Source organism: Bradyrhizobium sp. LM2.9, assembly GCF_054056555.1.
The window spans coordinates 3,564,393-3,588,783 of the sequence record NZ_JBSRYJ010000002.1; the positions used below are offsets into that span (position 1 = coordinate 3,564,393).

The window sequence follows — 24,391 nt, forward strand, 5'->3', positions numbered from 1 at the left end:
AGGGCCGATCGGCCCCGAACGTGCCGCGCCCAAGCGCACGGCCATTTCCCGAGTGGCGAAAGCGAAAAGCAGTTCATGACCGGAACCGAGGCAGGAGCAGCATTCAGGCAATTGCGGTCTGGCTTTAATACGGCCTTACGACCAGGATTCTCACTGCCGCGTCTGGGAGCCCTGATGAGCCGGGCCCTCACGGAAACTCTCTTAGACCTTTCGGAACTTACAGTGCTCACCGAAGCTGCGACCGGCGCGTATGCCGTGACGGCCGCCCTTGCAGCGATGGCCGGAGCCAAACACGTCTATGCCTTCACGAGGCCCACACGACACGGCACACCAGCTGAAGCCCGGCAACAGACTCTGGAGCTCGCAGATTTGGTCGGTGTGGCCGATCGCATCGACGTCTTGGAGCAGATCACCCCGGAAGTCCTCCATCAAACCGACATCGTAACCAACAGCGGTCATCTACGGCCCCTTACCGCTGCACTCATTGATGAGTTACCAAGAAACGCCGTCATCGCCCTGATGTTCGAGGCTTGGGAATTTCGCTCCAAGGATCTCGACATGGAAGCATGCTTACGGCGCGGAATTCCGATTGTCGGAGTAAACGAACGCCACCCGTCAGTGGATGTCTTCTCGTTCCTTGGTCCCCTGTGCGTGAAACAACTCCACGATTGCGGACTATCCGTTTACAAGAATCGCATCGCTGTGTTGTGCGACAACGACTTTGTTGGCTCGCTGCGCGCCGGTCTCGCAAGTTCTGGAGCGAGCGTGGACACCTTCGACAACGTGCAAGATCTGTATCGCGACGAGTGGGACGCAATCGTCGTCGCGTTGCGACCGGCGGCTGAACCTCGTATCGGTTCGCCGGAAGCAACACACCTCGCTGCTTGCGCGCCCGCCGGTGCCATTATCGTGCAGTTCTGGGGTGATATGGATCGAACCGTATTGTCAGAAAATGGATTGGCCGTTTGGCCAACGGCACCTCCGGCATCGGGGCACATGGGCATTCTCCTGTCGGAGATCGGCCCCGATCCGATCGTGAGACTGCAAGCTGGCGGCCTCCGTGCTGCTGAATGGGTTCGGCGCAGTAGACCTGTTTCGTCCGACGGATTCGCGCAAATCGTCACTCAGCCCCCGATCGACATTTCGCCAATTCATGCTCGGCCCTCGCCTCGATGAGTTCGACGAGCGTGCGCGTCGCGGACGAGAGAAAAACTATACGCCGCATGTCGAACGCGACCGCGGGCGCGGGTGACGATACGGGAAAATACTGCCGCGCCGTGAAGCAAGCGATCGCGTCGTCGAGCTGGCTCACTTCGTAAGCAAGATGATAAAATTTTCCGCCTCGCTTCAGGATACCCTCCACTGGCGATTGTGCGCCGGCCGGCTCAATGAGCTCCAGGCGCGGACCGCCGCCTGACACGAACTGAATCCGCACCTGCTGGATCGGATCCTCGAATACAGGTCCTTCAGGGCTGTAGCCGGCTATTGCGAGTTCCGGCAACTCCGCCTCGATGTTTCGGCACGCCATTCCCAAATGATGAAAATGCAAATCCATCTGCTATTCCCGCGCGTCGAGGAGCAGCGCCGACCAGGCCTGCTTCAACCGTGGATAATCTTCGCGCGACATTCGAAACGTAATCACGTCGTCACCATTCCACCAAGCCTTCGGCGCAATCTTTTCGATTTGGAAACCAAGGCGAATATGGAAGTTCTTCGCAGATCGGTTGTTGCTTTGCACGTTGGCTACGACGACCGAAAGCCCTAGCTGCCCGAAGGCGAACCCGAGAAACAGATCGAAGATCTCCGCCAGAAAGAGGCGCGCTCCCGGATCAACGATCAACCGCGCCACCTCGCCGCGCTTTGCCGCAAAATCCAGGTTCGCAAGGGCGATGCTGCCAGCCGGTTTCCTCGAGTGCTTGAACTCGGCAATAAAATAGTAATCGTCCGTCCTCGCCTGGTAGCTTCGGAAAAACTCTGCCTGCTGAGTCAAGGTCAGCTTTTCCCGGGTCAGGAACTTGCCGAGAACGGGATCGTTCCGCCAAGCGATGATTTGCGCGGAATCCTCCAGCCGGACCTCTCGGAGGACCAGGTTATTTCCCTCGGGAAGCCGTTCAAGATTCTCAATCTTGTTGGCAAGCGTGCCCTGTCCCGGCGGGGCCAGCCCCATATATTCCGTCATATATTTATCTGCCTTAATAAATGAAATCATAATATATTTAAATTGACCAGAAGTTTAACATTATTTAGTATCGGCGCCAATCAAATGATTGCTGTTTCATTTGTGGAGGCTCGCCATTCTCGCTGCTCTACCCGACCTGTCGGACCGGCACGTAAATGATGCCGAACTCAAATCTTTGGCGCTATCCGGCGATGCAGCGTTCTGGGGACATCTCAGCACCCGCTCGCGGCAAGCGGGGAGTTTTTCAGAACTTTTTTTTCTGTCGGCGCTTCGAAAAAAGGCGAAGTTACCTTCGATCGAAAGTGTCCAGCCAAAACTCCGCCTCGCCTTGATCGGTGGCTACAACCTGTATCCGTTGCACGAATTGGTTGCACATCTCCTGGCCGTTCGTGGGGTCGAGTGCGAACAGTTCCTCGGCGAGTACGATAATTTCGTCTCGGAAATCCTCGACAGCTCCAGCCCGCTGTACGCCTTCAAGCCGGAGATCGCCTTCATTCTGCCGAATGCAAGCCACTGTCGGTTTTCCGGCTCGCTCCTCGATGCCGTAGAGCATCAGCGTGAAGCTGCAGTCAACGCGGCGAAGCACCTCCTCAACCTCGCGCAGACTTTCATCGACCGCTCGGATGCGGCGGTGATTCTCGCGAATCTTCCGCTGCCAGGCGAGCTCGATCTCGGCTCGTTTCGTTCACGCACGCTTAGCGCCGATTGGAGTTTCCGCAAAGCGGTAAACCTCGAACTCGGGCTCCGGGCCCCAGCGGAGGTGCAAATCTGCGACGTCGAGTTCCTCTCGGCACGCCGAGGGATCTCAGCCGCGGCGGATGCGCGAGCGTGGTATGAATCGAAGCAGCTCGGATCGCCTGACTTTCTCGTGGACGTCGCGCAAGAGCTAAGCCATCTGATCGCCTCCCGGAGGCAAAGCCCCAAGAAAGGTACTGGCAATCGATCTCGATCACACGCTATGGGGCGGCGTGATCGCGGAGGACGGTGTCGAAGGAATCGAACTTGGCGACTCGTCCCCCCGCGGCGAAGCTTTCAAGGCCTTCCAGAAGTACCTCCTTGCACTTTCCGAGCGCGGCGTCCTGCTTGCGGTGTGCAGCAAGAACGACCATGCGCGCGCGATCGAGGTATTCGAGACGCATCCCGAGATGGTTCTCCGGCTGGAGCATTTCGCGGCCTTCAAAGCCAACTGGGACCCGAAGTCTGACAACCTGCAGCGGATCGCGGATGAACTGCGCGTTGGCATGGAGAGTTTCGTCTTCGTCGACGACAACCCAGCGGAGATCGAGATCGTGCGCCAGTTTCAGCCCCAGGTCGAAGGCGTGCTCCTCGGGCCGGATCCCGCCGAATTCATCGGCCGCCTCCAAGCCGGGCGCCATTTCGAGCCCCGGAACGTCACCGAGGAGGATCTCGAGCGGACGGCGCAGTATAGGCAGGAACGGCGACGTACGGAGCTCGCGGCGAGCGTCACCGACATGCCAGCCTACCTCGCGTCGTTGGAGATGCGAGGAACGATTAAGGAATTCGACTCGCTCGACCTACCACGCATCGCCCAGCTGATTGCACGCAGTAACCAGTTCAACCTGACGACTGTCCGTCGATCCGAAGCTGAGATCCGGGGGCTCTTAAAAAGGCAGGACTACCTGTGCTTCACGATGCGGCTTGAAGATCGATTCGGTGATTCCGGGCTCATTTCTGTGGTCATTGCAAAGATCGAGGGTGACGCCTTTGTTCTCGATACCTGGCTTATGAGCTGCCGCGTGCTTAAGCGCCAAGTCGAGGACGAGATCATGAACGAGATTTTTCGGCTTGCAAAGGTCGCTGGCTGCGCGAAAGCGCGCGGCATTTATCTTCCGACGGCCAAAAACGGGATCGTCGCTGGGATCTACGAGGAGTTTGGCTTCGTGCGTACGGAAGGCTCCGCCACCCGAATAAAGTTCGAGCTCGATGTGGAGAAGTATCAGACGCGTTCGACAAAGATCCGCATAACCCGGAGGGCTTATGAAGCAGGCTGAAGTACTGGTGAAGTTGCAGGAGCTATTCGACGGCATCTTCCTTGAGAAGGTCGTGGCCAGACCCGAGCTGTCGGCGGCCGACGTCGAGGAGTGGGACTCGCTCATGCAGATCTCGCTGGTCATCGCCGTCGAGCAGAAGTTTCGCGTGCGATTCCGCGTTGGCGAAGCCGAGACGGCCCGGAACCTGGGTGAGTTCGCCGATCTGATCGCGAAACGGATAGAACCAAAGAGCTGACATCGCAAAGGACGATCGCGGGAATACGCGATCCGCCACCGTTTTTGGCGTCTCCGGCCCAGCTTATGGGCGTGACGCGGCACCGCTGCGCATAGCCGCAGCCGGCGATTGTTCGTCTGAGGTCGAGCGGAACCCTCAGCGCCGATATCGTTGCCTCCACTGAAGCGAGCACGCCTTGGGCGGCCTGCAATCAACGGGAGCAGCCGCCAACAGCTGTTCATATCAGGAGGTTGACTGGGAACCGCACCTTTTCAAGAGAAATTGACATCCGTGCAAACGCCGCTTGCTTCACAAGCGCATTAAAGAATGCCATTAACAAATATAATTATTTAATTTATTTAATCTCGCTTTGCACGATTTGGTTTGTTAAATTTGCTGAGTACAAGAATCGATGGCGCTGGAGAACAACATGGCAAGCTTGTTCACCACTCAGGCTCCCGTTCTGACCAACGACACTGACGGGATCGGGGCGGATTATGAGCTGGGGATGCGCTTCACCGCCGACGCTTCCGGGGTGATCCAGGCGATCCGGTACTACAAGGCCTCGAACGAGACCGGCACCCATATTGGCCACATCTGGTCGGCCACCGGCCAGGAGTTGGCGACGGTCACATTCACCAACGAAGGCGCATCGGGCTGGCAGCAGCAGACGCTCGCCACGCCGCTCACCATCGCGGCCGGAACGACCTACGTGGTCTCGGTCAACATCAACAGCTACTACGTCTCCACCACGCAAGGCTTCGCGTCTGGCATCAGCAATGGCGGCCTGAACGCTCCGGTCGGCGCCGGCGTCTTCGACTATACCGAAGGCGCCTTCCCCACCGCCACCTATCAGAATGCAAACTATTTCCGCGACGTCGTGTTCGCTGCGAGCGGGACCCAACCCACCAATCACCCCGGCACGGTGAGCATCAGCGGCACGCCGACGCAGAACCAGATTTTGACCGCGACGGTGAGCGATGCCGATGGCCTGCCGGGCAGCATCACCTATCAATGGCAGCGAAGCACGGACGGCACCACGTGGAGCAACATCACGGGCGCGACGGCGAGCACGCTGACCCTCGGGCAGGCCCAGGTCGGCGGCTTCATACGTGTCAGCGCCGTCTACACGGACTCCCTGGGCAGCAGCGAGACCCCGGTGAGCGCCGCGACTGCCACGAAAGTGGCCAACGTCAACGACATCGGCATCGTCACCATCAACGGCACGGCGACCCAGAACCAGACGCTGACCACCAGCGTCGCCGATCCCGACGGCGTCCCGGCCAGCATCACCTATCGCTGGCAGAGCAGCCCCGACGGCACCACCTGGACGAATCTGTCCGCCACGACCGCGAGCCTCACCCTCGACAGCAGCCTGGTCGGCAAGCGGATCCGGGTCAATGCCACCTACACCGACCAGCTCGGCACCGCCGAGAACGCAACCAGCGCGGCCACGGCGACGGTCGGCGCTGCGAGTGCCACCACCACCCTGTTCACCACCCAGACGCCCGTCAACACCAATGCCACCGACGGGACAGGGGCGGATTATGAGCTGGGGATGCGCTTCACCAGCGACGCTTCCGGCGTGATCCAGGCGATCCGGTACTACAAGGCCTCGAACGAGACCGGCACCCATATCGGCCACATCTGGTCGGCCACCGGCCAGGAGTTGGCGACCGTCACATTCACCAACGAAGGCGCATCGGGCTGGCAGCAGCAGACGCTCGCCACGCCGCTCACCATCGCGGCCGGAACGACCTACGTGGTCTCGGTCAACATCAACAGCTACTACGTCTCCACCACCCAAGGCTTCGCCTCCGGCATCAGCAATGGCGGCCTGAACGCTCCGGTCGGCGCCGGCGTCTTCGACTATACCGAAGGCGCCTTCCCGACCGCCACCTATCAGAATGCAAACTATTTCCGCGACGTCGTGTTCGCTGCGAGCGGGACCCAACCCACCAATCACCCCGGTACGGTGAGCGTCAGCGGCACGCCGACGCAGAACCAGACCTTGACCGCGACGGTGAGCGATGCCGATGGCCTGCCGGGCAGCATCACCTATCAATGGCAGCGAAGCACGGACGGCACCACGTGGAGCAACATCACGGGCGCGACGGCGAGCACGCTGACCCTCGGGCAGGCCCAGGTCGGCGGCTTCATACGTGTCAGCGCCGTCTACACGGACTCCCTGGGCAGCAGCGAGACCCCGGTGAGCGCCGCGACTGCCACGAAAGTGGCCAACGTCAACGACATCGGCATCGTCACCATCAACGGCACGGCGACCCAGAACCAGACGCTGACCACCAGCGTCGCCGATCCCGACGGCGTCCCGGCCAGCATCACCTATCGCTGGCAGAGCAGCCCCGACGGCACCACCTGGACGAATCTGTCCGCCACGACCGCGAGCCTCACCCTCGACAGCAGCCTGGTCGGCAAGCGGATCCGGGTCAATGCCACCTACACCGACCAGCTCGGCACCGCCGAGAACGCAACCAGCGCGGCCACGGCGACGGTCGGCGCTGCGAGTGCCACCACCACCCTGTTCACCACCCAGACGCCCGTCAACACCAATGCCACCGACGGGACAGGGGCGGATTATGAGCTGGGGATGCGCTTCACCAGCGACGCTTCCGGCGTGATCCAGGCGATCCGGTACTACAAGGCCTCGAACGAGACCGGCACCCATATCGGCCACATCTGGTCGGCCACCGGCCAGGAGTTGGCGACCGTCACATTCACCAACGAAGGCGCATCGGGCTGGCAGCAGCAGACGCTCGCCACGCCGCTCACCATCGCGGCCGGAACGACCTACGTGGTCTCGGTCAACATCAACAGCTACTACGTCTCCACCACCCAAGGCTTCGCGTCTGGCATCAGCAATGGCGGCCTGAACGCTCCGGTCGGCGCCGGCGTCTTCGACTATACCGAAGGCGCCTTCCCGACCGCCACCTATCAGAATGCAAACTATTTCCGCGACGTCGTGTTCGCCCCGTCCAACGTCATCGCGCTCCTCAACACGTCCACGATCTATGTCAGTGAAGCGGCCGGCACGGCCACCATCACCGTCACACGCTCCGGCGACCTCCAGTCTCAAAACACCGTCGAGTACACGACGAACGAAATCGGCACCGGTGGAACCGCCACGGCAGGATCGGACTTCATCCAGCCCACCTTCAACGGTCGGGCGAACACCGGCCAGATCGTCTTCGCACCGGGCGAGAGCACAAAGAGCTTCACCATCTCCATCGTCAACGATCAACTGACCGAGGGCAACGAAACGTTCGCTGTCGGTATTCAAAATCCGGGCTCCGGATCCCTCGGAGCTCCACGCACTGTGCTCGTGACCATCATCGACGACGACTCCCCCGCCTCGATCGCAATGGCGGACGTCGCGGTAAGTGTTGCGGAGAGTACCCCGACGGCGGCGATCACGCTGCTGCGCAGCGGGAACGTCAATCAAGCAGCCACGGTCGGCTTCACGACGAGCAACGGCAGCGCACTCGCAGGTTCCGATTACACGACCTCATCCGGCACGGTGACCTTTGCTGCCGGCCAGGTGAGCCAAACCATCTCGGTGCCGATCGTCAATGATACGACCCCGGAGAACGACGAGACCTTCACCGTCACCTTGAGCAACCCGACCGGCGCCACTCTCGGCCCTCAGGCGACAACGACAGTGAAGATTCTGGATAATGACAACCCCGCTCTCGGCAATCTGGTGGGCGAGACAGCCGTGACGGGGCTGAACGAACCAGCGGCGATGGACTGGACTCCCGACGGACGCTACATGCTGGTCGCGCAGAAGGACGGCGTGGTGCGCGTAGTGGACAACGGCACATTGCGATCGACTCCGCTCATCGACCTTTCGGCCGAGGTAAATGATTTCGGTGATCGCGGGCTGCTGGGGATCGCGGTGAACCCGAATTTCGCAAGCAACCATTATGTCTACCTGCTCTACACTTACGATCCGCCCGAGACGGCGGGCCAGAGCGGTCTCGCAGCCGCCGATCAGGGCGGCAACCGACCTGATCGTCTGGTGAGGGTCACCGTCGACCCCACCACCATGATCGCCGATCCGTCCAGTGAAGTGGTGCTGGTCGGCAAGAACAGCGTCTGGGCCTACATCAGCCGCCCCGACGCGAACAGCGGCGGCGATCCCAGCATTGTTCCTTCCGGGATCGTCAACGGCACCACAATCACAGCTCCCGCGAGTCAGATCGAGGTTGGATCGCAGGACAACGATCCGGATCGGCCCGGCATCCAGAACCAGAACATTCGTGATTATCTTGCGACCGACAGCGATTCGCACTCCATAGGTGCCGTTCATTTCGGCCCCGACGGCTATCTCTATCTCACGGTCGGGGATGGCACATCGTACAACTTCGTGGATCCGCGCGCAGTGCGGGTCCAAGACATCCATAATCTCTCTGGCAAGCTCTTGCGGATCGATCCTGTTACAGGTGAGGGAGCGCCCGGCAATCCGTATTATCAGGCCGGCGATCCAAACAGCAATCAGTCGAAAGTGTTCTACTACGGCGTCCGCAACGCGTACCGCTTCAGCTTCGATCCCGTCACGAATCTGCCTGTGGTGGGAGACGTGGGATGGAACAACTGGGAAGAGATCGATACAGGCCCCGCCGGTTCGAATTTTGGATGGCCTTATCTTGAAGGCCCGGACAGAACCGCTAGCTACCAGAACCTCCCCCAGGCGATCACCTTCTACAATAATGGCAACCGCAACAACACGTCCGACCCGGCTGCCGTGTTCCCGATCCTGCCTCTAAGCCACGGGGCTCCGGACAACGCCCACGTAATTACCGTGGGAGATTTCTACAATCAGAACACGATGTTCTTCGACGACGTCTACAATGGAACGATCTTCGCTGCGACGTTGAATGCGAGCCGTCAGGTCGCAGGCGTCCAATTGGTGGACAACGTACAAGGCATTGTGGACCTGCAGAAGGGACCCGACGGGTGGCTCTACGGCGCCGACATATATGATGGCACGATCCGACGCTGGGTGGATTCCTCGGCTGCCGCCGGGAGCACGCTGGGGCTCGCGGCGTCATGACAGCGGGCGCGCCCCGCAATCTGCGGGGCGAATGTCGGTGCCCCGGCTGAGGTGAGACGTAGAGAAGCTACCACTCTTGAGACTTATCTATACTTGTACATCAGCGGGTACGACAGAGCCGGCACCATTCCGACACAGCAGACCCACGGATGGGTTGCACTTGCATGCCCCGGCTCGAGCCTCCCGCCAGCGCCAGCCCATCATGTTTCCGGCCGCGTGGCAAAAGTCATGCTGCAGGACGGCCAGTCGTCGCCCACATTCGACTGTCGCTCGGCATCTGCATGCGGACCCAGCCATACGGTACCCGCGACCAGAGCTTTATCTCGGGCGTCAGGTTGTCGAGGACAAGGTCGCCGGTCCTGGCGCGCACCACCAGCACAAGGTGATGATCTCCAGAACTTGTGACCACTTCGCTCAATAGAAGTACCCGCGCGGGCCAGCCGCGTTGCAGCAGTTCATGACGCTTCGTCACAGCGTAGTCGTTGCAATCACCACGATCGGGGTTAACGACCCACTCCTCACCGGCAAGGCCGAATTGATTAGGCTGCGGAGCAATCGCGCGGTTCACGACGCGATTGACTGCTTTCAGCTCTGCCCACCGTTCTTTCGTCAACCGGATCGGCCCGCCGCGGAAGGAGCGCCGCAGGCGACATTCAGCCTCATACCGCAGGCAAAACACCGTATAAGTAAGGGGTGGAAGCGTCGGGCGTCCCAGCTCGATGTGCGCAAAAGCCGCTTGCGGGGCCGTCGGCACGGTCAACAATGCCGCACGCGCCCACTGAGCGCCTCCGATCATGACAGCTACAGCTGCCGCCACGGCTGGCCCCGAGGTTCGTTGCATCTGCCGATCCCCCTGCGAATGCCAAATTGAGGGCCGGATTCACCGCCGAGCGCGGTCGCCCCGGTCGCGGGAATGACCTCTGTTATAATTTTTAACCCTAGTTATAATTTATTTAATTTGCAATAAACAAACTGCAGAATTAAATGGATGCCTAGAGTCGTCCCCAGTGGTGCCGCGCGGGGCCGCTGCCAAGCGAGAACGCACGAATGAATGGAGCGAGCAGTCTTGATCGGGTTGAGTGCCCCGATGGAAAGGTCCGTCAATTCACGGCACGGAACGTGCTCCGCGTATCCAGAGCCATGCCGACATTTTAACGACACATATAATTATATTCTTGATTTAATTGTTCACTGAGGCCAAATCTTCAAACAGTGTTTCCTGGGGCAGGACGGATTCATATGCCGGATGGGCTGCTCGTCATTCTGGGGGCTGAAGCTACACTGCTGGTTTTTGTAGCGGCGATGACCCTGTACGCTAGGCGAATGGACGTACTGAGCGGGCGGTCGTTCGAGCGATCGGTAGCCTCGCCCACGGGCAACAGGCATCCGTCACGGTCAATCCGTCGAAAGCTGCGCAATTTACTGCGGTTGATCAGGCGGTGGGGCGATCTCACCACGTTCGCCCCGTCAAATCTCTTCCGGCGACCAGACATCACCAGAACGCCGCGGTCGGGCCTTGAAACCCGACCGCAGACTCCGTCCCGGCTTGTGACGCGCTTTCGTCGGCCAGGCACGCCCGCTGCGGATGCGTCGGGCCGCCCAGCCGTGCTTTCAGGGCTTGGTCGCAACGCCGGCGCCCGTGGATAAAGGCGCCAGCCCCGAATGCGTGCAGTCGAGTGCTGCGATCTTCCGCGAAGACTCAGCGCTCCTTGAAGGCGCGCTCCGCCTGGTCGTGCAGCGGCTTGAGCAGATAGGACAACGCGGTCCGACCTCCCGTCTTGATGAAGACCTCCACCGGCATTCCGGGCAGCAGCTTGGCTGACCCGAGTTTCGCCAGCTCTTCGGGCTTCAGCAGGACGCGGCCCGTGTAGTAACTCGTGCCGGCACGCTGATCCTGTGTGATGTCTGCGGAGACCATGCTGACATCTCCATCGATTTCGGGCGTAGTCTTCTGGTTGAATGCCGCGAAGCGCATCGTCGCGGTCTGCCCCAGATAGACCTGGTCGATATCGCGCGGTGCGATCTTGACCTCAACCGCAAGCGAGTCCGCGTCGGGCACGATCAGCATGATCTGCTCGCCGGGAGAGATCACACCACCAACCGTGTGGACGCTCAGCTCAATGGACACGTCCGGATTGCGGTGCCCTGATATCGACCCGATTGAGTTGATCGACCGCCGCAGTTTTGCGCTCGCCCAGCTCAGAGAGTTTCGATCGCGTTTCGATCAGGTCCTTGCCGACTTCCGTTCGTAGGTCCTGGTCGATCTGAATGATCTGGAGTCCGATTTCGGAAATCTTGCCTTTCGACTGAGCAATCATTCCTGCCAGCTGGCTGCGCTCGCCTTCGAGCCGGGCGGCATCGCGCTCGAGAGAATTGAGCCGCGTGATCGGCACCAGATTTTTTTGCCAGAGGCTGCGAACGCCCTCCAGCTCCTGGCGGATGAAATCGACTTCCTTCACCTTGGCCTCGGTCTGCCCTGTATAGCCCTTAATCTCATTTTCCAGCTGCGCGCCTTTCTCCAGCAACTGCGCCTTTTGGCCGCTTCTCGCCTGACGACGCAGGTCGAACAGCTTCCGCTCCGCGGTGATTGCACGGCTCGCCTCGGAGTTACTCTCGTTGGCCCGGTCGAGCAGCGCCTTTGGAAACATAGCCTGCTCGGCGCCATCGCGCTCGGCCTCGAGCCGAGCCTGCCGCGCGAACAGCTCATCGAGGCTGTTTGTGACGATGGTCGCATTCGCGAGCGTCTGGGTCTCGTCGAGGCGGATCAAGATGTCCCCTGCATTGACCCGGGCGCCCTCCCGCACGCGCAACTCTCCCACGATCCCACCAGTGGAATGCTGAACCTTCTTGACGCTCGAATCCACCACGATCACGCCCTGGGCGATCACCGCGCCAGACAATTGGGTCGTTGTTGCCCAACCGCCGATCCCAAAGGTGACCAGACCGAACATGATCATACCGACGATCATGTAACGCTGGATGGATTGCATCGCCGGTGCCACTTGGCCGTTCATCGACCGCCTCCCTGAGCTTCCGCTACGACCTTGAGCGCTGCGGGGTTTCGTAACACTCTCTTGAGAACCTCCTCTCTCTTGCCGAAGGACTGAACCTTGCCTTCCCCAAGGCACAAGACATGGTCCACACCTTCCAGCGCCTTCGGACGATGAGCGACAACGGCGACAATTCCTCCCCGGCGGCGCACGTTCAGGATCGCCTCGGTCAAGGCCTCCTCGCCCTCGGCATCGAGATTGGAAGACGGCTCATCAAGCACTACCAGGAAGGGCTTGCCGAAAAATGCGCGCGCGAGCCCGATACGCTGCCGCTGACCCGCCGACAGCGCGAGCCCTCCCTCGCCAATCTTCGTGCTGTAGCCGTCCGGGAGGGAAAGGATGAGGTGGTGCGCGCCCGCAGCATGTGAGGCTTCCAGAACAGCAGCGGCCGTTGCCTCCGGGTCGAACCGAGCAATGTTCATTGCGATGCTGCCGTCGAACAATTCAACGTCCTGAGGCAGATAACCGATGTGCTTGCCAAGGGCGTCTGAAGACCAGTGATCGAGCGCGGCATTGTCGAGCCGGACCCTGCCTCGAATGCACGGCCACACACCAACCAGTGCACGAGCCAACGTCGACTTGCCGGATCCGCTCGGACCGATAATTCCAACCGCCTGCCCGCTCCGCAGCTGGAACGATACTTCGCTAAGGGTGGGCCTCTCGGAGTTCGGGGCGCCAATATAGAGTTGCTCGGCGGTGAGGGTTTCAACAGGGGCCGGCAATGCCAGGCGCTTCTCCTCGTTAGGCAGAAGCTTCAGCAAGTGATCGAGCCGTTGCCCCGATTGCCGCGCGGCGACGAAACCTTTCCAGTTCGCAATAGCCATTTCGACGGGCGCCAGTGCACGCGCGGTGAGAATCGATCCGGCAATGATGATGCCCGCGCTCGATTCCTGGTTGATGACGAGGACGGCGCCAACGGCGAGAACAAGCGATTGTAATATCGCCCGAAAGATCTTGGAGGCGCCGCCGAGTCCGTTTGCGGCATCGCTGGCCCGCTCATGGGCGGCGAGGTACTTCGCGTTGGCATCCCGCCATCGGAAAGCCGCTTGTTGCCGCATGCCCATGGCCTGCAGAACCTCGGCATTTCGCCGCCCCTCGAGCGCAAGGGCAGTTCGCGAAACGGCTAGGCGCGAGGACGCCTTTGCCGGCCCTCGGGTGCGTGTTTCCGTGAGCATCGTAATGCCGACCAGCACCAGCGCGCCGGCCAGCGCGGTGACGCCGATCCAGAAGTGAAAGAGGAAGCAGACGCCGAGATAGATCGGCATCCAAGGCAGATCGAAGAGCGCCGTCGGTCCCCCGCTCGACAGGAAGCTGCGGACCTGATCAAGGTCCCGCACCGGCTGCAAGCCATCGCCATCGGCCCTGGTCTTGAGAGGCAGGCGAACAAGCGCGTCGAATATTCGAACGCCGAGCCTTTCATCGAAATACCGGCCGACCCGGGCACTGATCCTGCTCCTGACGAGGTCGAGCCCACCCTGAAACAGGTAGAGAACCGTGGCCAGAACCAAAAGGGCGATCAGCGTCGGTATGCTGCGCCCGGGCAGCACCCGATCATAGACCTGCAGCATGAAAAAACGACCCGGTGAGCATAAGGAGATTGCTCATCCCGCTGAAGGCCGCGAGAGCCCAGAAAACCCGGCGGCAAGAGCGCAGGAAAGACGACATCTCTGACTGGGGCTCGTCATAATGCTCCGCCGGCCGGGGTCGACCAGCGAACATCCGTTGCCGCAGGGCTTCGACCGGGCGCTTTGCCCAGCCGATCAGTCGCGGCGTACGCAGTTCGGCGTCATCCGCCCACTGTCGTCCGGCCGCCCATAATCCCGACAAATGCAAGAGTGGAATTCGATAAAGATTCGCGGGCGGGGGAATCATCCCCCGCCGTCCAAAGTCAGTCATGGCACCCGCCCTTGAAACATGCCTCGGAAGATCCCCCAAGAGATCCCCCGAGGCAGTTATTGAGTACTAATCGATGTGGTTGGCCCGTCTCCTAAGCGAAGTGGAAGTCGTGGCTGTTCAGCTTGTCGAGCTGCGTGTTCTTCAGCGTGAGCGTGTCACTCCCCGTCGCGATGACGACGTCGTGGCCTGACTGGGCCGCGTGTGAGAGAACGCTCGCAAAACTGTCGAACTCGCTCTTGCTGAATTGGACCGTGTCGTGAGCGGGTCCACTGGCAGCGAAGTCCTTGATGACGTCATGGCCGAACTTCGACGCAAACACGAATGTATCCGCACCTGCTGTGCCAACCATGACGTCGTTACCCGTGGTGCTGGTCTTCGTCGAGCTCAGGGAAGTACTGCCCGATGAAGAAACGACCGGTACCGTGGCGGATACGGCGGACGACGCAATTGCGCCGGAAGTACCCATCTGCCCGTCACCGTTGAGATCCTGGTGGAAGCTCGTCTCGAGCGATTTAAGGCCAGAGTCCGTACCCGACACGGAGCCGCTCGACGCAGAGCCGGTCAAGGCGCTGACATGCGAAACGTAGTTGCCGTTGTCGTCGGTGTTCCAGGCCGTGTACTGACCGGTACTCGCCTCCTTCCAGGCAACCTGATAGCCCGTCGCCGTCTTCTCCGCACCAATCGGCGCCCAGGTGTGATCTGACCCGTCCACAAAATCCACGCCGTGATTCTTCAGCGTGGGGCCCGATCCGCTGCTGCCGTTGAGGTAATATTTGCCGTTGTTCTCAACGAGACTTGTCGCACCATCGGACTCGATTTGCTTACCAGTAGTTGGCGGCGTCGGCGTGGTTGGGGACGTCGGTGTGGAAGCACTGGAAGTACCGATCTGCCCGTCGCCGTTGAGATCCTGATGGAAGCTCGTCTCGAGCGATTTAAGGCCAGAGTCCGTACCTGACACGGAGCCCGACGTGGAGCTGGTCAGGGCGCTAACATGGGAAAGGTAGTTGCCGTTGTTGTCAGTGTTCCAGGCCGTGTACTGACCGGTACTCGCCTCCTTCCAGGCAACCTGATAGCCCGTCGCCGTCTTCTCCGCACCAATCGGAGCCCAGGTGTGATCTGAACCGTCCACAAAATCCACGCCATGATCCTTCAGCGTGGGGCCCGATCCGCTGCTGCCGTTGAGATAATATTTGCCGTTGCTCTCAACGAGACTTGTCGCACCATCGGACTCGATTTGCTTACCAGTCGTTGGCGACGTCGGCGTGGTCGGGGACGTCGAAGTGCCCGTGCTGGCCGTGACCACGGTGGACGCCGCGCCGGTGTTGCCTGCCGCGTCCGTTGCCTTCGCGGTAAGGCTGTGCGAACCGGCCGCCAGGGCGCTGGTGGTATAGCCCCACACGCCACTGCTGTTAGCCGTCGCGGTCCCGACCTGGGTCGTGCCGTCGAACACCTTTACGACGCTGCTCGCTTCGGCACTGCCCGACATCACCACCTGATTGGCGCTGTTCACCGTATGGCTGGCAATGGTCGGCGCACTCGGCGCTTTGGTATCGACGGTGATCGCCAAAGCAGACGACGCCGCGCTGGTCTGACCCGACGAGTTGGTCGCGGTTGCAGTGAGCGTATGCTTGGCGTCAGTCAGGACCTTTGTGATGTAGTCCCAATGGCCGCTCGAGTCCGCGCTCGTCGAGCCAATTTGGGTCGTACCGTCGTAGACCTTGACCGTGCTGCCGGCAGCAGCAGATCCCTTGAGCTCAATGGCATTGTCGTTGGTGATCTTGTCGCCAGCGGTGCCACTATCGGTCGAGAACGACGCGATGACGGGAGCGGCTGGTGCGGCTGGTGCGGTTGGTGCCGTCCCGCCCGTGTCGGTACCGCTGTTCGCCGATGTGTTGAGCGTGAGGGCTAGAGCCTTTCCATCATCAACATTCCCACTCATCACGGGCACATGACCGAGTTCAGTTCTCAGATCGAGGTCACCCCAATAGCCGCCACCGATGTGATTGTTCGTATAGGACACATTTGTGACTGCACCGCCGCCGGGCTGGCCGTTAGCCACCTCATTGAGGTAAGTAGTATAGCCACCACCAACCAGCAGATTGTTGTCGATTTTGACGTTATCAATGGGCCCCCAATAGTTGTCGAGCATGATCGCCCCGGTCTGCGTGTGCTCGTTGATGACCGTATTGTGGCTGATGGTCAGATTAGAAAGATCGCCATCGGCTTGGATTCCGTCGAAATGCGAGTCGGAAGTACCCTGCATGTCATGGATGTAGTTGTTCTGAATGACAGTATTATCGCCTCCAACGCCGATACCGTCACCACATCCGTGGATGTTGTTGTTCAGGAACGTCCCTTGTCCAGTGATACCTTGGCCACCGGTCCCCATCCCGTTTATATCGCAATTCTCGATGACGGCTCCTGTAATGCCGGACGCAACCCGGACGACCGTCCATCCATCGCCCGATATCTTGCAGTCTTTCAAGGTCACGTTCGGCGCATTAATCACCACCATACCAGTGATATCGAGCCCAGAGATCACCGCCCCTGGTGTGTTGATCTCCATGCCACCTGATGGAGTTAAGGTGACGCCCGCTGACACCCCCGTATTCGTAGCATCAGGCCAAGCATTAGTAATTGCCAAGAGACTTCTCCTTCACAGTTTCGACGTGCAGTGAGTTTTGGGCTGCGATTATCCCCACGCGTGCCCATGCGCTGTCTCATGCTCTGTCGGCGAGGACTTTTTTGGGACCAGATGGCGGCGTGACTAGGGTCATTTCTTGAGCGGCCCGCGCCACACAGGCCGCTTCGGTATTTAAAACGCGAAATAACTCTGCGGGATAGCCAGCGACAGGCTGTGCGGCGCAGGAGTTTACCGCAAGTCCATACCGAAAGTTATTCACGGTTTTTGTGTGCATGCGTGTGTGGCGGCGCCACCAAGCCCCTAATTACGGAGCCTGCGATCCGCTGCACGGCTTGATCATTAAATGACGTATTATCACGCATTAAACATTAAAACACGCGACGGCGTTGCGTAGCCAAAAGCAGAATCGTTTCCTTTGGAGGCGATCACCGCACACAAGGAGAGGCACACGACCACAATTCAGCCCACGCTAACTGAAAGAACGCTCCTCGATATTGGTCAGAACGGCTCAAGCAGGACAACGTATGATCACGAAGCTCACCTCTAAATGTTGGCGAACCGGCCCCGTGGTTTTCCGCGTCCACCGGCACGCAGCCTTGCAACACCATTGCTTTCGACGAACTTGCCGGTCGCGTCATCGTGCTGTTCTTCTTCGACTCCGCTGCTCGCCACAATGTCGCAGAAGTGCTCAGCGATTTCAGGAGGCATGACGAGTTATTTGACGGTAAGCGCGCCATCTTCGTTGGAGTCAGCAATGATCCGGATGACTTCCGTCTGCAGCGAGTTCGCCAGGATCGTGCCGGTCAGCTCTTTCTATTAGATTCAACCGGAGCCATACTGCAACGATACGTCGCTCAAGGACCGGCGGCGCAGCTCGCAGCAATCGATCCGGCTGCTTTCATATTAAGTCCTGCACTACAGATTATTGAGATTGTGCACCTAACCCAACCGACTGACTTTGTCGGGCGAATCGTTTCTAAATTGACAGAGCACCTGGCGAGCCCACCAAATAGCCAAACCGCACCGGTGCTTATCATACCTCAAGTGTTTGATCCTCTGTTTTGTCGTAAGCTTATCAACCTTCACGCGGCGAACGGCGGGCGCGAAATCGGACTAGTAGAGAACGAAGGAAAAATCGTCCGGCGTTTCGACCCCACATTTAGGAGACGCTTAGATCACTACATCGTTGATGAGGATGCACTTCGGGAAGCCAGAGAGTCTTTGGCACGGCGACTGCTGCCCATGGTTTATCGCGCATTCCAATTCTCCGCGACGCGCATCGAGCGATATCTGGTTGCGTGCTACGACGCGACGACTGGAGGACATTTTAAGCCACACCGCGACAATACGTCACCAATAGTCGCTCACCGTCGCTTCGCCGTCACTATCAACTTGAACGAGACTTTTGAAGGCGGCTGCCTCAACTTCCCCGAATTCGATTCTCAAACCTATCGCACTCGGCCTGGAGACGCCATCGTGTTTTCCTGCTCACTTTTGCACGAGGTCACACCGGTCACACGTCATCGCCGTTATGCGTTCGTTTCTTTTCTCTATGATGAGATCTCTCAACATATCCGTGAGAAGCACAGCATGGTAGGCACCAACGATAGTCCGGGTCGCCAATCCCAGCATGTGGATCACGCCTCCGGCTTTCCCGGATCATAAGGAGCCAAACGATGCCTCGATTGCGATCGGCTGCAATTGAGTGCTTCGGCCTGCTGCAAATCCGTTCGAGCAGCACTCTCGCAGTAGCTGCTCGGTTCGGTTGCTCGCTCAATCGAGGCTATCTTCTTAGTCCTGGTTTGTTCGGCCCCCGAACAGGTCGACCAGTGAGTTTGTCAATGTTGCCCGAGATAACCGGCACGTTGCCCAACTCGGTTCTAAGATCAAGCGGGCCCCAATATCCTCCGGCGAGTTGGTTGTTCGTGAAGACCACGTTCGTCACCGGTCCACCGCCAGGTTGGCCCTTCGCAACTTCATTTATGTAGACGGTATATCCGCCGCCGACCAGCAAATTGCCGCCGATCATCACATCGTCGATCGGCCCCGTATAATTATCGATCATGACTGCCGACGTTTGCGTGTTCTCGTTGATGATGGTGTTCTGCCGAATGCTCAGATGTGAAAACTTTCCGTCGGCTTGGACCCCATCAAAGTGAGAGTCGGAAGGCCCCGTCATTTGATGGATGTAGTTACCCTCTATTAGAGTGTTGTCGCCGCGGACATCAATTCCGTCGGCACAATCATGGATATTGTTTCTGAGAAACGTCCCTTGGCCAGCTATGCACTGACCGCCATATCCTCGATTATCGATCTCGCAATTTTGGATGATTGTCCCTGTGATTCCACCCCTAATCACAATGACGGTGTGGCCCGCATGGGTAACCTTGCAATCCTGCAACCTGACATCCCGAGCCTCGACTATCACCGGACCAGTAATATCCAGACCTTCGATTACCGCACCTGGGGTACTAATCACGAGCCCAGGAGAGGCGGCCAGAACCTTTCCGGGAGGAACGCCGGTGGTGGTCGCATCCGGGAAGCCGGTCAAATCGATCGCCTTGTCGCGAAGCCTGATTGTCTCTGCGTCAGCCGCGGACGAAACAAGAATCTGAAAAATGGCCGAGCAGACCCCTGCGCGGCGCTTAGTGGATCGATAGTGCTGAAGCAAATCCGACAACTTGCTCACCTTCACACTCCTGACCTAAGCCGCTCGCCGCATTAAGCACAAGCCGCAGCCCGAGCGATCGCGACATGCTCCAACATCTGTCGCCTTCGCTTAACGGCAACTTCATCCCAACCAAATGCGCGCGCGCGTTCCGCGGCTGCCGCGCCCAAGCGCCTTCGACGATCACCGTCCTCTGCAAGCGTGCGAATTGCCATGATCCATCCATCTTCGTCATAGGCGTTCAGGATAAGCCCTTCCTGACCGTCTCGCACAATCCTTCCCATTCCCATTGGAGTCGTAATGGCCGGCAAGCCACATCCGCACGATTCGTAAGTCACTTGTGGCCCCCCCTCCTCCAAGGAGGCAAAGACGAAAATGTCAGCCGAGCGATAGAGGCTCCCAATGTCGTTCACGTAGTCAAGCACAACAACATCAGGCCTTGCCAGGAGAGCGGCGCATTGTTCCTTTATAGCGGTCTCGAGCACGCCCGCCAGCACCAGTCTTCCACGAACGTTGCTCCGCGCCCAATAATCCAGAAGCAGATGACAGCCCTTCCTGACGCAAATGGAGCCGGCGAATACCGCAGTAATGCCGTCGCACGGGGGTAGGAGTCTGTTGGTCCCGCTAAATCGCTGCGGGTCCCACCCATAACTCGTACTCACCAATTTCGACGCAGGTAGACCGTTGCGGAGAAGCGATGCCTCGACCATAGCATTTGGACAAAAAATAAAGTCCACAGCGTCCAGCGCGGCCTGCTCGGCATCAACCGATTCGTCGGTAATTGCGTGACGAGGAGATAGGCCCAACTGTTTGTACGCTTCGTCGAGAATGACTTTGGCTGATCCTCGATGGCAATTAATCATCTCCCGGAAAACTGGTATATTGTGGCGCTTAAGTTCAAGGATGGTGTTCAACGATGCATCTGGCCAAATATAGGCGATGCGATCTCCGAATGTTTCCTTGGTCATCTGCTTCAAAAACATACCTTCAATAGTTCTCGTGGATCTCGATCTCACCCACTTGTACGGCACATATCGAGCCCATGTCGGAAGGACCTGCACAGCCTTCGCGGGGGATACCAGATCCACTGCTGCACGAGGGGAAACGATCGTGACTTCAAAATCGGGCGCTGTCATACCTCGGGCCAGCATTCCGCAAGTATAAGCGGGCCCCTTCGGCGTGACCGGCAGAGGCATGAACACACCGACATGCGCACCCATATGACAGCCCTTTAGCCGCCTACTTGACGAACATCCGACACCGCGCGCGCGTCGCCTGGCACATTTTCAGTATGCCATTCCGGCCGACCCATCTCGCCTTTCAGTCCAGCGACAAGTCCTTCGACCACAGCGCGACTGTTGTTTGGCGCTCCCTGCAGCAGGAACCTGAGCGCATACATCAGAGAAACCGCAACTCTAAGAGGCACCGACCACGGAAAATGTCGCCGTACAAAGCGAACGCAATTGCGGTGCTGGAGATAAACGGAGAGTACCGGTATTGCCGATGAACCTCTGGCCGAACCCGTCGTCGTACCTCGCTTGTGAACGACGATCGATTCGACCGCATAACCGAGCCCCAAGTGTCTCGCCCGAAGCCCCCAATCCATATCCTCATAAAACAGGAAATAGCTTTCATCCATCAGCCCTATCTGCTCGATGCACCAGCGGGTCACGTACATCGATGCTCCCGAAGGGCTATCCATCGCGTCTTCAACGGCGGCGATGTTGCAGGACACGTTGAGAAGCTCTCCCAGGCCGATGGCGACATCTCTCGCCGCCAGCTTCTGCCAGGAAAGTCCGCCGCGAAATCTCACGTGGTCTGCGTCCAAGCTGTCGAGAATGGTGCTGCCCACCATCGCCTTTCGGCCGGACTCGGCCCGTTCGTGCAGCGCCGCCAAAGCAGACTCGGTCGGCTGGGTGTCTGGATTCAAGATCCAGATGGCCCGCCAGGTGGGTATCGCAGAGAGGGGACGCAACCACGCGTTAATCCCGCCTGCATAGCCCAGGTTGTCGAGGGCGCACGCAACCCACACATTCGACGATCTTGCTCGCAGAGCCAGGTGCTGAACGTCGGTAAACCGGTTGGTGTCGCAATCTATCCCGGTTCCAGGAGATTGGCCCCGCACGCAAGGGCCTCCTTTGCCGATCAGGGCGCCGACAAGGCGGTTATAGGCATCATGACCGCCATTTTCGCAAATGAAGATGTCGAACGCCGGCGAAGCCGTCGCACGAGACAACGCCAGGAGACAATCAACGATGTCCTGTGGGTTCCGATAGCCGACGATGAGCACCGCGACCTCAAAGGCGAGGTTTGCCAACAGCCCACACGAACCGTCCGTTTGGCTAGCCTTTAACCCGGCCGTCATGGGGCGTCCGCTCCAACTATTGAATTAATTATATATTTTTATATCTTTAAATAGACGAAGTTGCAATCCGATTTACTTTATTTAATATTGAAATATTGAATGACCGCCTGTAACCTCTGCCTCGGAAGGTCCTATCGTTATGAATTTGAAGCCTTTTGCCCGCTTCGCATATGCGAACATCCCCGGCGTTGCCGCCGCGCGATTTGCATTTAAGGACGCGGCGGCTTCATACCTTGCGAAACCCGAGTACAGGGGTTCTACGTGGACCACCAGGGCTGATGGTGTGATCATTGACATCGGGGCGAACCGCGGACAAAGCATTCACGCGTTCAAGAGGTTCCGGCCGCAATCGACCATCGTCGCCTTCGAACCCGAACCTGTCTCGGCCGAGCGACTTAAAATTCGGTTCTCCGGCGATAGGTCCGTCTCGATTTTCGCCTGCGCTCTAGGGGCCAAGCCGGACACCATTACATTCTTCGTTCCCTCATACGGCTGGTGTGGGTTTGCGATGGCATGGCGGCGACCTCCCGCGAGGCGGCTACCGAGTGGCTGAGCGATTCCGGCCGCATGTACCGCTTCGATCAGTCCAAGTTAACCGTGGGCGAACACAGGATCGAATGTCGCACGCTCGATTCCTTTGCCATGTCGCCTTCCCTGATCAAGGTGCACGCTCAGGGAGCCGAGTTGGAAATCCTGCAAGGGTCGGAGCAGACGCTGAGGCGGCACAAGCCAGCGCTGATGTGCGCCTTTGCATCGGACGGGATTTCGGAATTCGTTTCCGAAATCGGCTATCGGCCGTACGTCTTTCAGAACGGACGTTTCGTGAGGGGATTGGCGCCGCGTTCAGTCACTTTCACGTGGTATTTGAGTGGCGATCACAGCCGCCGCGTTCAGGTCGAAGCGGGGTCACCGGGCAAGGCGGTTCTCTCATGAGCGTCACGGTTGCAGGCGGCGAGTTCGGCCTGACAGATACGGCTTTGCCGAGGGCCTCTGAGCGATGCAGCACGCTGCCGGCTTGGCTAGTACTGATTGGACTCATTCTGCCTGCGGCACAAGTCCAACTGTACCTCGCCGATGCGAAATTGACGGTAGGCCGGATCGGTATCCTGCTCCTCATAGTACCTGCGGTGGCAAGACTAGCCAGGACCGGTCGTCACACGCTCGCCTCGGACTATCTTGCATGTGCCGTCGCAGCATGGATGTTCGCAGCCGCCTACTACACGGGCGGCCCGGGTGCGATCTCATCGACCGGCGCAGAGAGCCTCGAGTTTCTGGGTGGTTACACTGTAGCGCGCGGGTTTTTCTTCGGACCGGCGGCAATTTACACCTTCATCAAGCCATTCAAGATTGTGACTGCTTACATCGTCCTGCTGGCGTTTTTCGATAACCTTTCGGGCCGGCTCATTGTTCAAGAAACGTTTTCTGCCGCTTTCGGCAGCTACGCACCGCTCTCGCCCGACTTCAGGCTGTATTGGGTAAGAGCCGCCTCGACGTTTGACCACCCAATTCTGTTGGGCACCTACTGCACTGTCGCTTGCGGCATCTTCCTGTTTTCGGAGCAACGCCCATTGTCAAAGATGCTTTGGGCGAGTCTTTGTGTTTTCGGCTGTCTCTTGTCGTTGTCCTCCGCGCCCCTATTGTCGTGTCTCATTGTCCTGATGCTATACCTTTATGATACGGCACTGAAAGAATATTCTGGACGCTGGCGCGCGCTGCAGCTGTGTCTGGTTACGATCGTGGTCGTGATCATGGCCGTTGCCAATCACCCGCTTGGCTGGATCATCTCCCACCTGACCTTCGATCCGGTGTCGGGATATTTTCGAATGTTGATCTGGGACGCAGCTACACAAAAGATTATGGAGTCTCCTTTCACGGGATACGCATTCGGCCCGCTCAATCACGACATTCTCGATACCACGGTCGACTCGGTGTGGCTGGTGTTTGCGCTTCGGTTCGGACTTCCAATGATTTTCTTTCTTGTCTTGACAAACATTGCGAGCGCCCTACCGGCAAAAAGTCGCTTCATGGGCGCAATTGAGGATCCCAGCGCGCCAGATCTGCGCATCGCGTTCACCATCGCGATAGTGACGCTCATGTTTACCGGGCTGACGGTCCACTACTGGAATTACCTCTGGATATTTTGGGGAGTATGCATCGGCATTAGGGCGTCGCTGCGGGAGTTCTCGATGTACCAGGTCTAACCCCTTGCGAAACGATCGAACGCGAGGGCTTACTTAGCCGCAGCACCACAAGCAATACGCAGTCAGGTCCGACACGCCAATTCTAAAGCAG

At 58.9% G+C, this 24,391-nt stretch carries 16 protein-coding genes and 4 pseudogenes; 10 read left to right on the forward strand and 10 right to left on the reverse strand.

The window, feature by feature from the left end; translation table 11 throughout:
* Window positions 1-174 precede the first annotated feature (174 nt).
* Window positions 175-1,176, forward strand: a complete 1,002-nt coding sequence (locus ACVWW3_RS18915; RefSeq protein ID WP_456649039.1) for a hypothetical protein — start codon at window positions 175-177, stop codon at window positions 1,174-1,176.
* On the opposite strand, the gene ACVWW3_RS18920 is transcribed toward ACVWW3_RS18915, so the two are convergent.
* The 3 genes from ACVWW3_RS18920 to ACVWW3_RS18930 form a co-directional block, all read right to left on the reverse strand.
* Window positions 1,121-1,555 (reverse strand): VOC family protein, encoded by a 435-nt coding sequence (locus tag ACVWW3_RS18920; protein ID WP_456649038.1) that lies wholly within the window; start codon window positions 1,553-1,555, stop codon window positions 1,121-1,123. The two genes, ACVWW3_RS18915 and ACVWW3_RS18920, sit on opposite strands and share 56 nt — an antisense overlap.
* Window positions 1,556-1,558: 3 nt before the next feature.
* The gene (locus ACVWW3_RS18925) at window positions 1,559-2,179 is read right to left on the reverse strand and encodes a GNAT family N-acetyltransferase (protein WP_456649037.1); all 621 of its coding nucleotides are present in this window, start codon (window positions 2,177-2,179) and stop codon (window positions 1,559-1,561) included.
* 286 nt (window positions 2,180-2,465) lie between these two features.
* Complete coding sequence (locus ACVWW3_RS18930; protein ID WP_456672462.1) at window positions 2,466-2,732, reverse strand: hypothetical protein; 267 nt, start codon at window positions 2,730-2,732, stop codon at window positions 2,466-2,468.
* Between ACVWW3_RS18930 and ACVWW3_RS18935 the strand changes: the two are divergent.
* From ACVWW3_RS18935 to ACVWW3_RS18950, 4 genes and pseudogenes are all read left to right on the forward strand, one after another.
* Window positions 2,622-3,011: pseudogene (locus tag ACVWW3_RS18935) on the forward strand (HAD-IIIC family phosphatase); the annotation flags it as partial. The gene ACVWW3_RS18930 and the pseudogene ACVWW3_RS18935 overlap by 111 nt on opposite strands.
* 136 nt (window positions 3,012-3,147) lie before the next feature.
* A complete protein-coding gene (locus tag ACVWW3_RS18940; protein WP_456672053.1) occupies window positions 3,148-4,191 on the forward strand; it encodes an HAD-IIIC family phosphatase in 1,044 nt (347 codons plus the stop codon).
* Window positions 4,178-4,426 carry an acyl carrier protein gene (locus tag ACVWW3_RS18945; RefSeq protein WP_247443969.1) on the forward strand — a complete coding sequence of 83 codons (249 nt, stop codon included), beginning with the start codon at window positions 4,178-4,180 and terminating at the stop codon, window positions 4,424-4,426. Before ACVWW3_RS18940 ends, ACVWW3_RS18945 begins: the two co-directional genes overlap by 14 nt.
* Window positions 4,427-4,817: 391 nt before the next feature.
* Complete coding sequence (locus ACVWW3_RS18950; protein ID WP_456672054.1) at window positions 4,818-9,476, forward strand: DUF4082 domain-containing protein; 4,659 nt, start codon at window positions 4,818-4,820, stop codon at window positions 9,474-9,476.
* 226 nt (window positions 9,477-9,702) lie between these two features.
* Here ACVWW3_RS18950 and ACVWW3_RS18955 read toward each other — a convergent pair whose 3' ends face one another.
* The 4 genes and pseudogenes from ACVWW3_RS18955 to ACVWW3_RS18970 all read right to left on the reverse strand — a co-directional run bounded on the left by ACVWW3_RS18955 (window position 9,703) and on the right by ACVWW3_RS18970 (window position 16,988).
* A complete protein-coding gene (locus ACVWW3_RS18955; protein WP_456649034.1) occupies window positions 9,703-10,317 on the reverse strand; it encodes a transglutaminase-like cysteine peptidase in 615 nt (204 codons plus the stop codon).
* A gap of 858 nt (window positions 10,318-11,175) precedes the next feature.
* Window positions 11,176-12,490, reverse strand: a pseudogene (locus ACVWW3_RS18960) (HlyD family type I secretion periplasmic adaptor subunit).
* A pseudogene (locus ACVWW3_RS18965) lies at window positions 12,487-14,245 on the reverse strand (type I secretion system permease/ATPase). The pseudogenes ACVWW3_RS18960 and ACVWW3_RS18965 overlap by 4 nt, the downstream one beginning before the upstream one ends.
* Before the next feature lie 268 nt (window positions 14,246-14,513).
* Window positions 14,514-16,988 carry an Ig-like domain-containing protein gene (locus ACVWW3_RS18970; protein ID WP_456649033.1) on the reverse strand — a complete coding sequence of 825 codons (2,475 nt, stop codon included), beginning with the start codon at window positions 16,986-16,988 and terminating at the stop codon, window positions 14,514-14,516.
* 639 nt (window positions 16,989-17,627) lie between these two features.
* On the opposite strand from ACVWW3_RS18970, the pseudogene ACVWW3_RS18975 reads away from it, so the two are divergent.
* Together ACVWW3_RS18975 and ACVWW3_RS18980 are read left to right on the forward strand one after the other, a co-directional pair.
* Window positions 17,628-17,978, forward strand: a pseudogene (locus ACVWW3_RS18975) (redoxin domain-containing protein); the annotation flags it as partial.
* 330 nt (window positions 17,979-18,308) lie between these two features.
* Window positions 18,309-18,731, forward strand: coding sequence for a 2OG-Fe(II) oxygenase (locus ACVWW3_RS18980; RefSeq protein ID WP_456672412.1), 423 nt, complete (start codon window positions 18,309-18,311; stop codon window positions 18,729-18,731).
* 118 nt (window positions 18,732-18,849) lie between these two features.
* On the opposite strand, the gene ACVWW3_RS18985 is transcribed toward ACVWW3_RS18980, so the two are convergent.
* From ACVWW3_RS18985 to ACVWW3_RS18995, 3 genes are all read right to left on the reverse strand, one after another.
* Window positions 18,850-19,755: a right-handed parallel beta-helix repeat-containing protein gene (locus ACVWW3_RS18985; RefSeq protein ID WP_456649032.1), complete on the reverse strand. Its 906-nt coding sequence runs from the start codon at window positions 19,753-19,755 to the stop codon at window positions 18,850-18,852.
* Window positions 19,756-19,787: 32 nt separating this feature from the next.
* A complete protein-coding gene (locus ACVWW3_RS18990; protein WP_247444036.1) occupies window positions 19,788-20,702 on the reverse strand; it encodes a glycosyltransferase family 4 protein in 915 nt (304 codons plus the stop codon).
* Window positions 20,703-20,965: 263 nt separating this feature from the next.
* Window positions 20,966-22,099, reverse strand: coding sequence for a glycosyltransferase family 2 protein (locus ACVWW3_RS18995; protein ID WP_456672055.1), 1,134 nt, complete (start codon window positions 22,097-22,099; stop codon window positions 20,966-20,968).
* 139 nt (window positions 22,100-22,238) lie between these two features.
* Here ACVWW3_RS18995 and ACVWW3_RS19000 point away from each other — a divergent pair, with 139 nt between their 5' ends.
* From ACVWW3_RS19000 to ACVWW3_RS19010, 3 genes are read left to right on the forward strand one after another with little or no spacing between them, the layout of a single operon-like run.
* The gene (locus ACVWW3_RS19000; RefSeq protein ID WP_456672056.1) at window positions 22,239-22,652 is read left to right on the forward strand and encodes an FkbM family methyltransferase; all 414 of its coding nucleotides are present in this window, start codon (window positions 22,239-22,241) and stop codon (window positions 22,650-22,652) included.
* Entirely contained in the window at window positions 22,613-23,032 is a 420-nt protein-coding gene (locus ACVWW3_RS19005) for an FkbM family methyltransferase (RefSeq protein WP_456672057.1), read from the forward strand. The genes ACVWW3_RS19000 and ACVWW3_RS19005 overlap by 40 nt, the downstream gene beginning before the upstream one ends.
* Complete coding sequence (locus tag ACVWW3_RS19010) at window positions 23,029-24,300, forward strand: hypothetical protein (RefSeq protein ID WP_247443978.1); 1,272 nt, start codon at window positions 23,029-23,031, stop codon at window positions 24,298-24,300. The genes ACVWW3_RS19005 and ACVWW3_RS19010 overlap by 4 nt, the downstream gene beginning before the upstream one ends.
* Window positions 24,301-24,391: the final 91 nt, after the last annotated feature.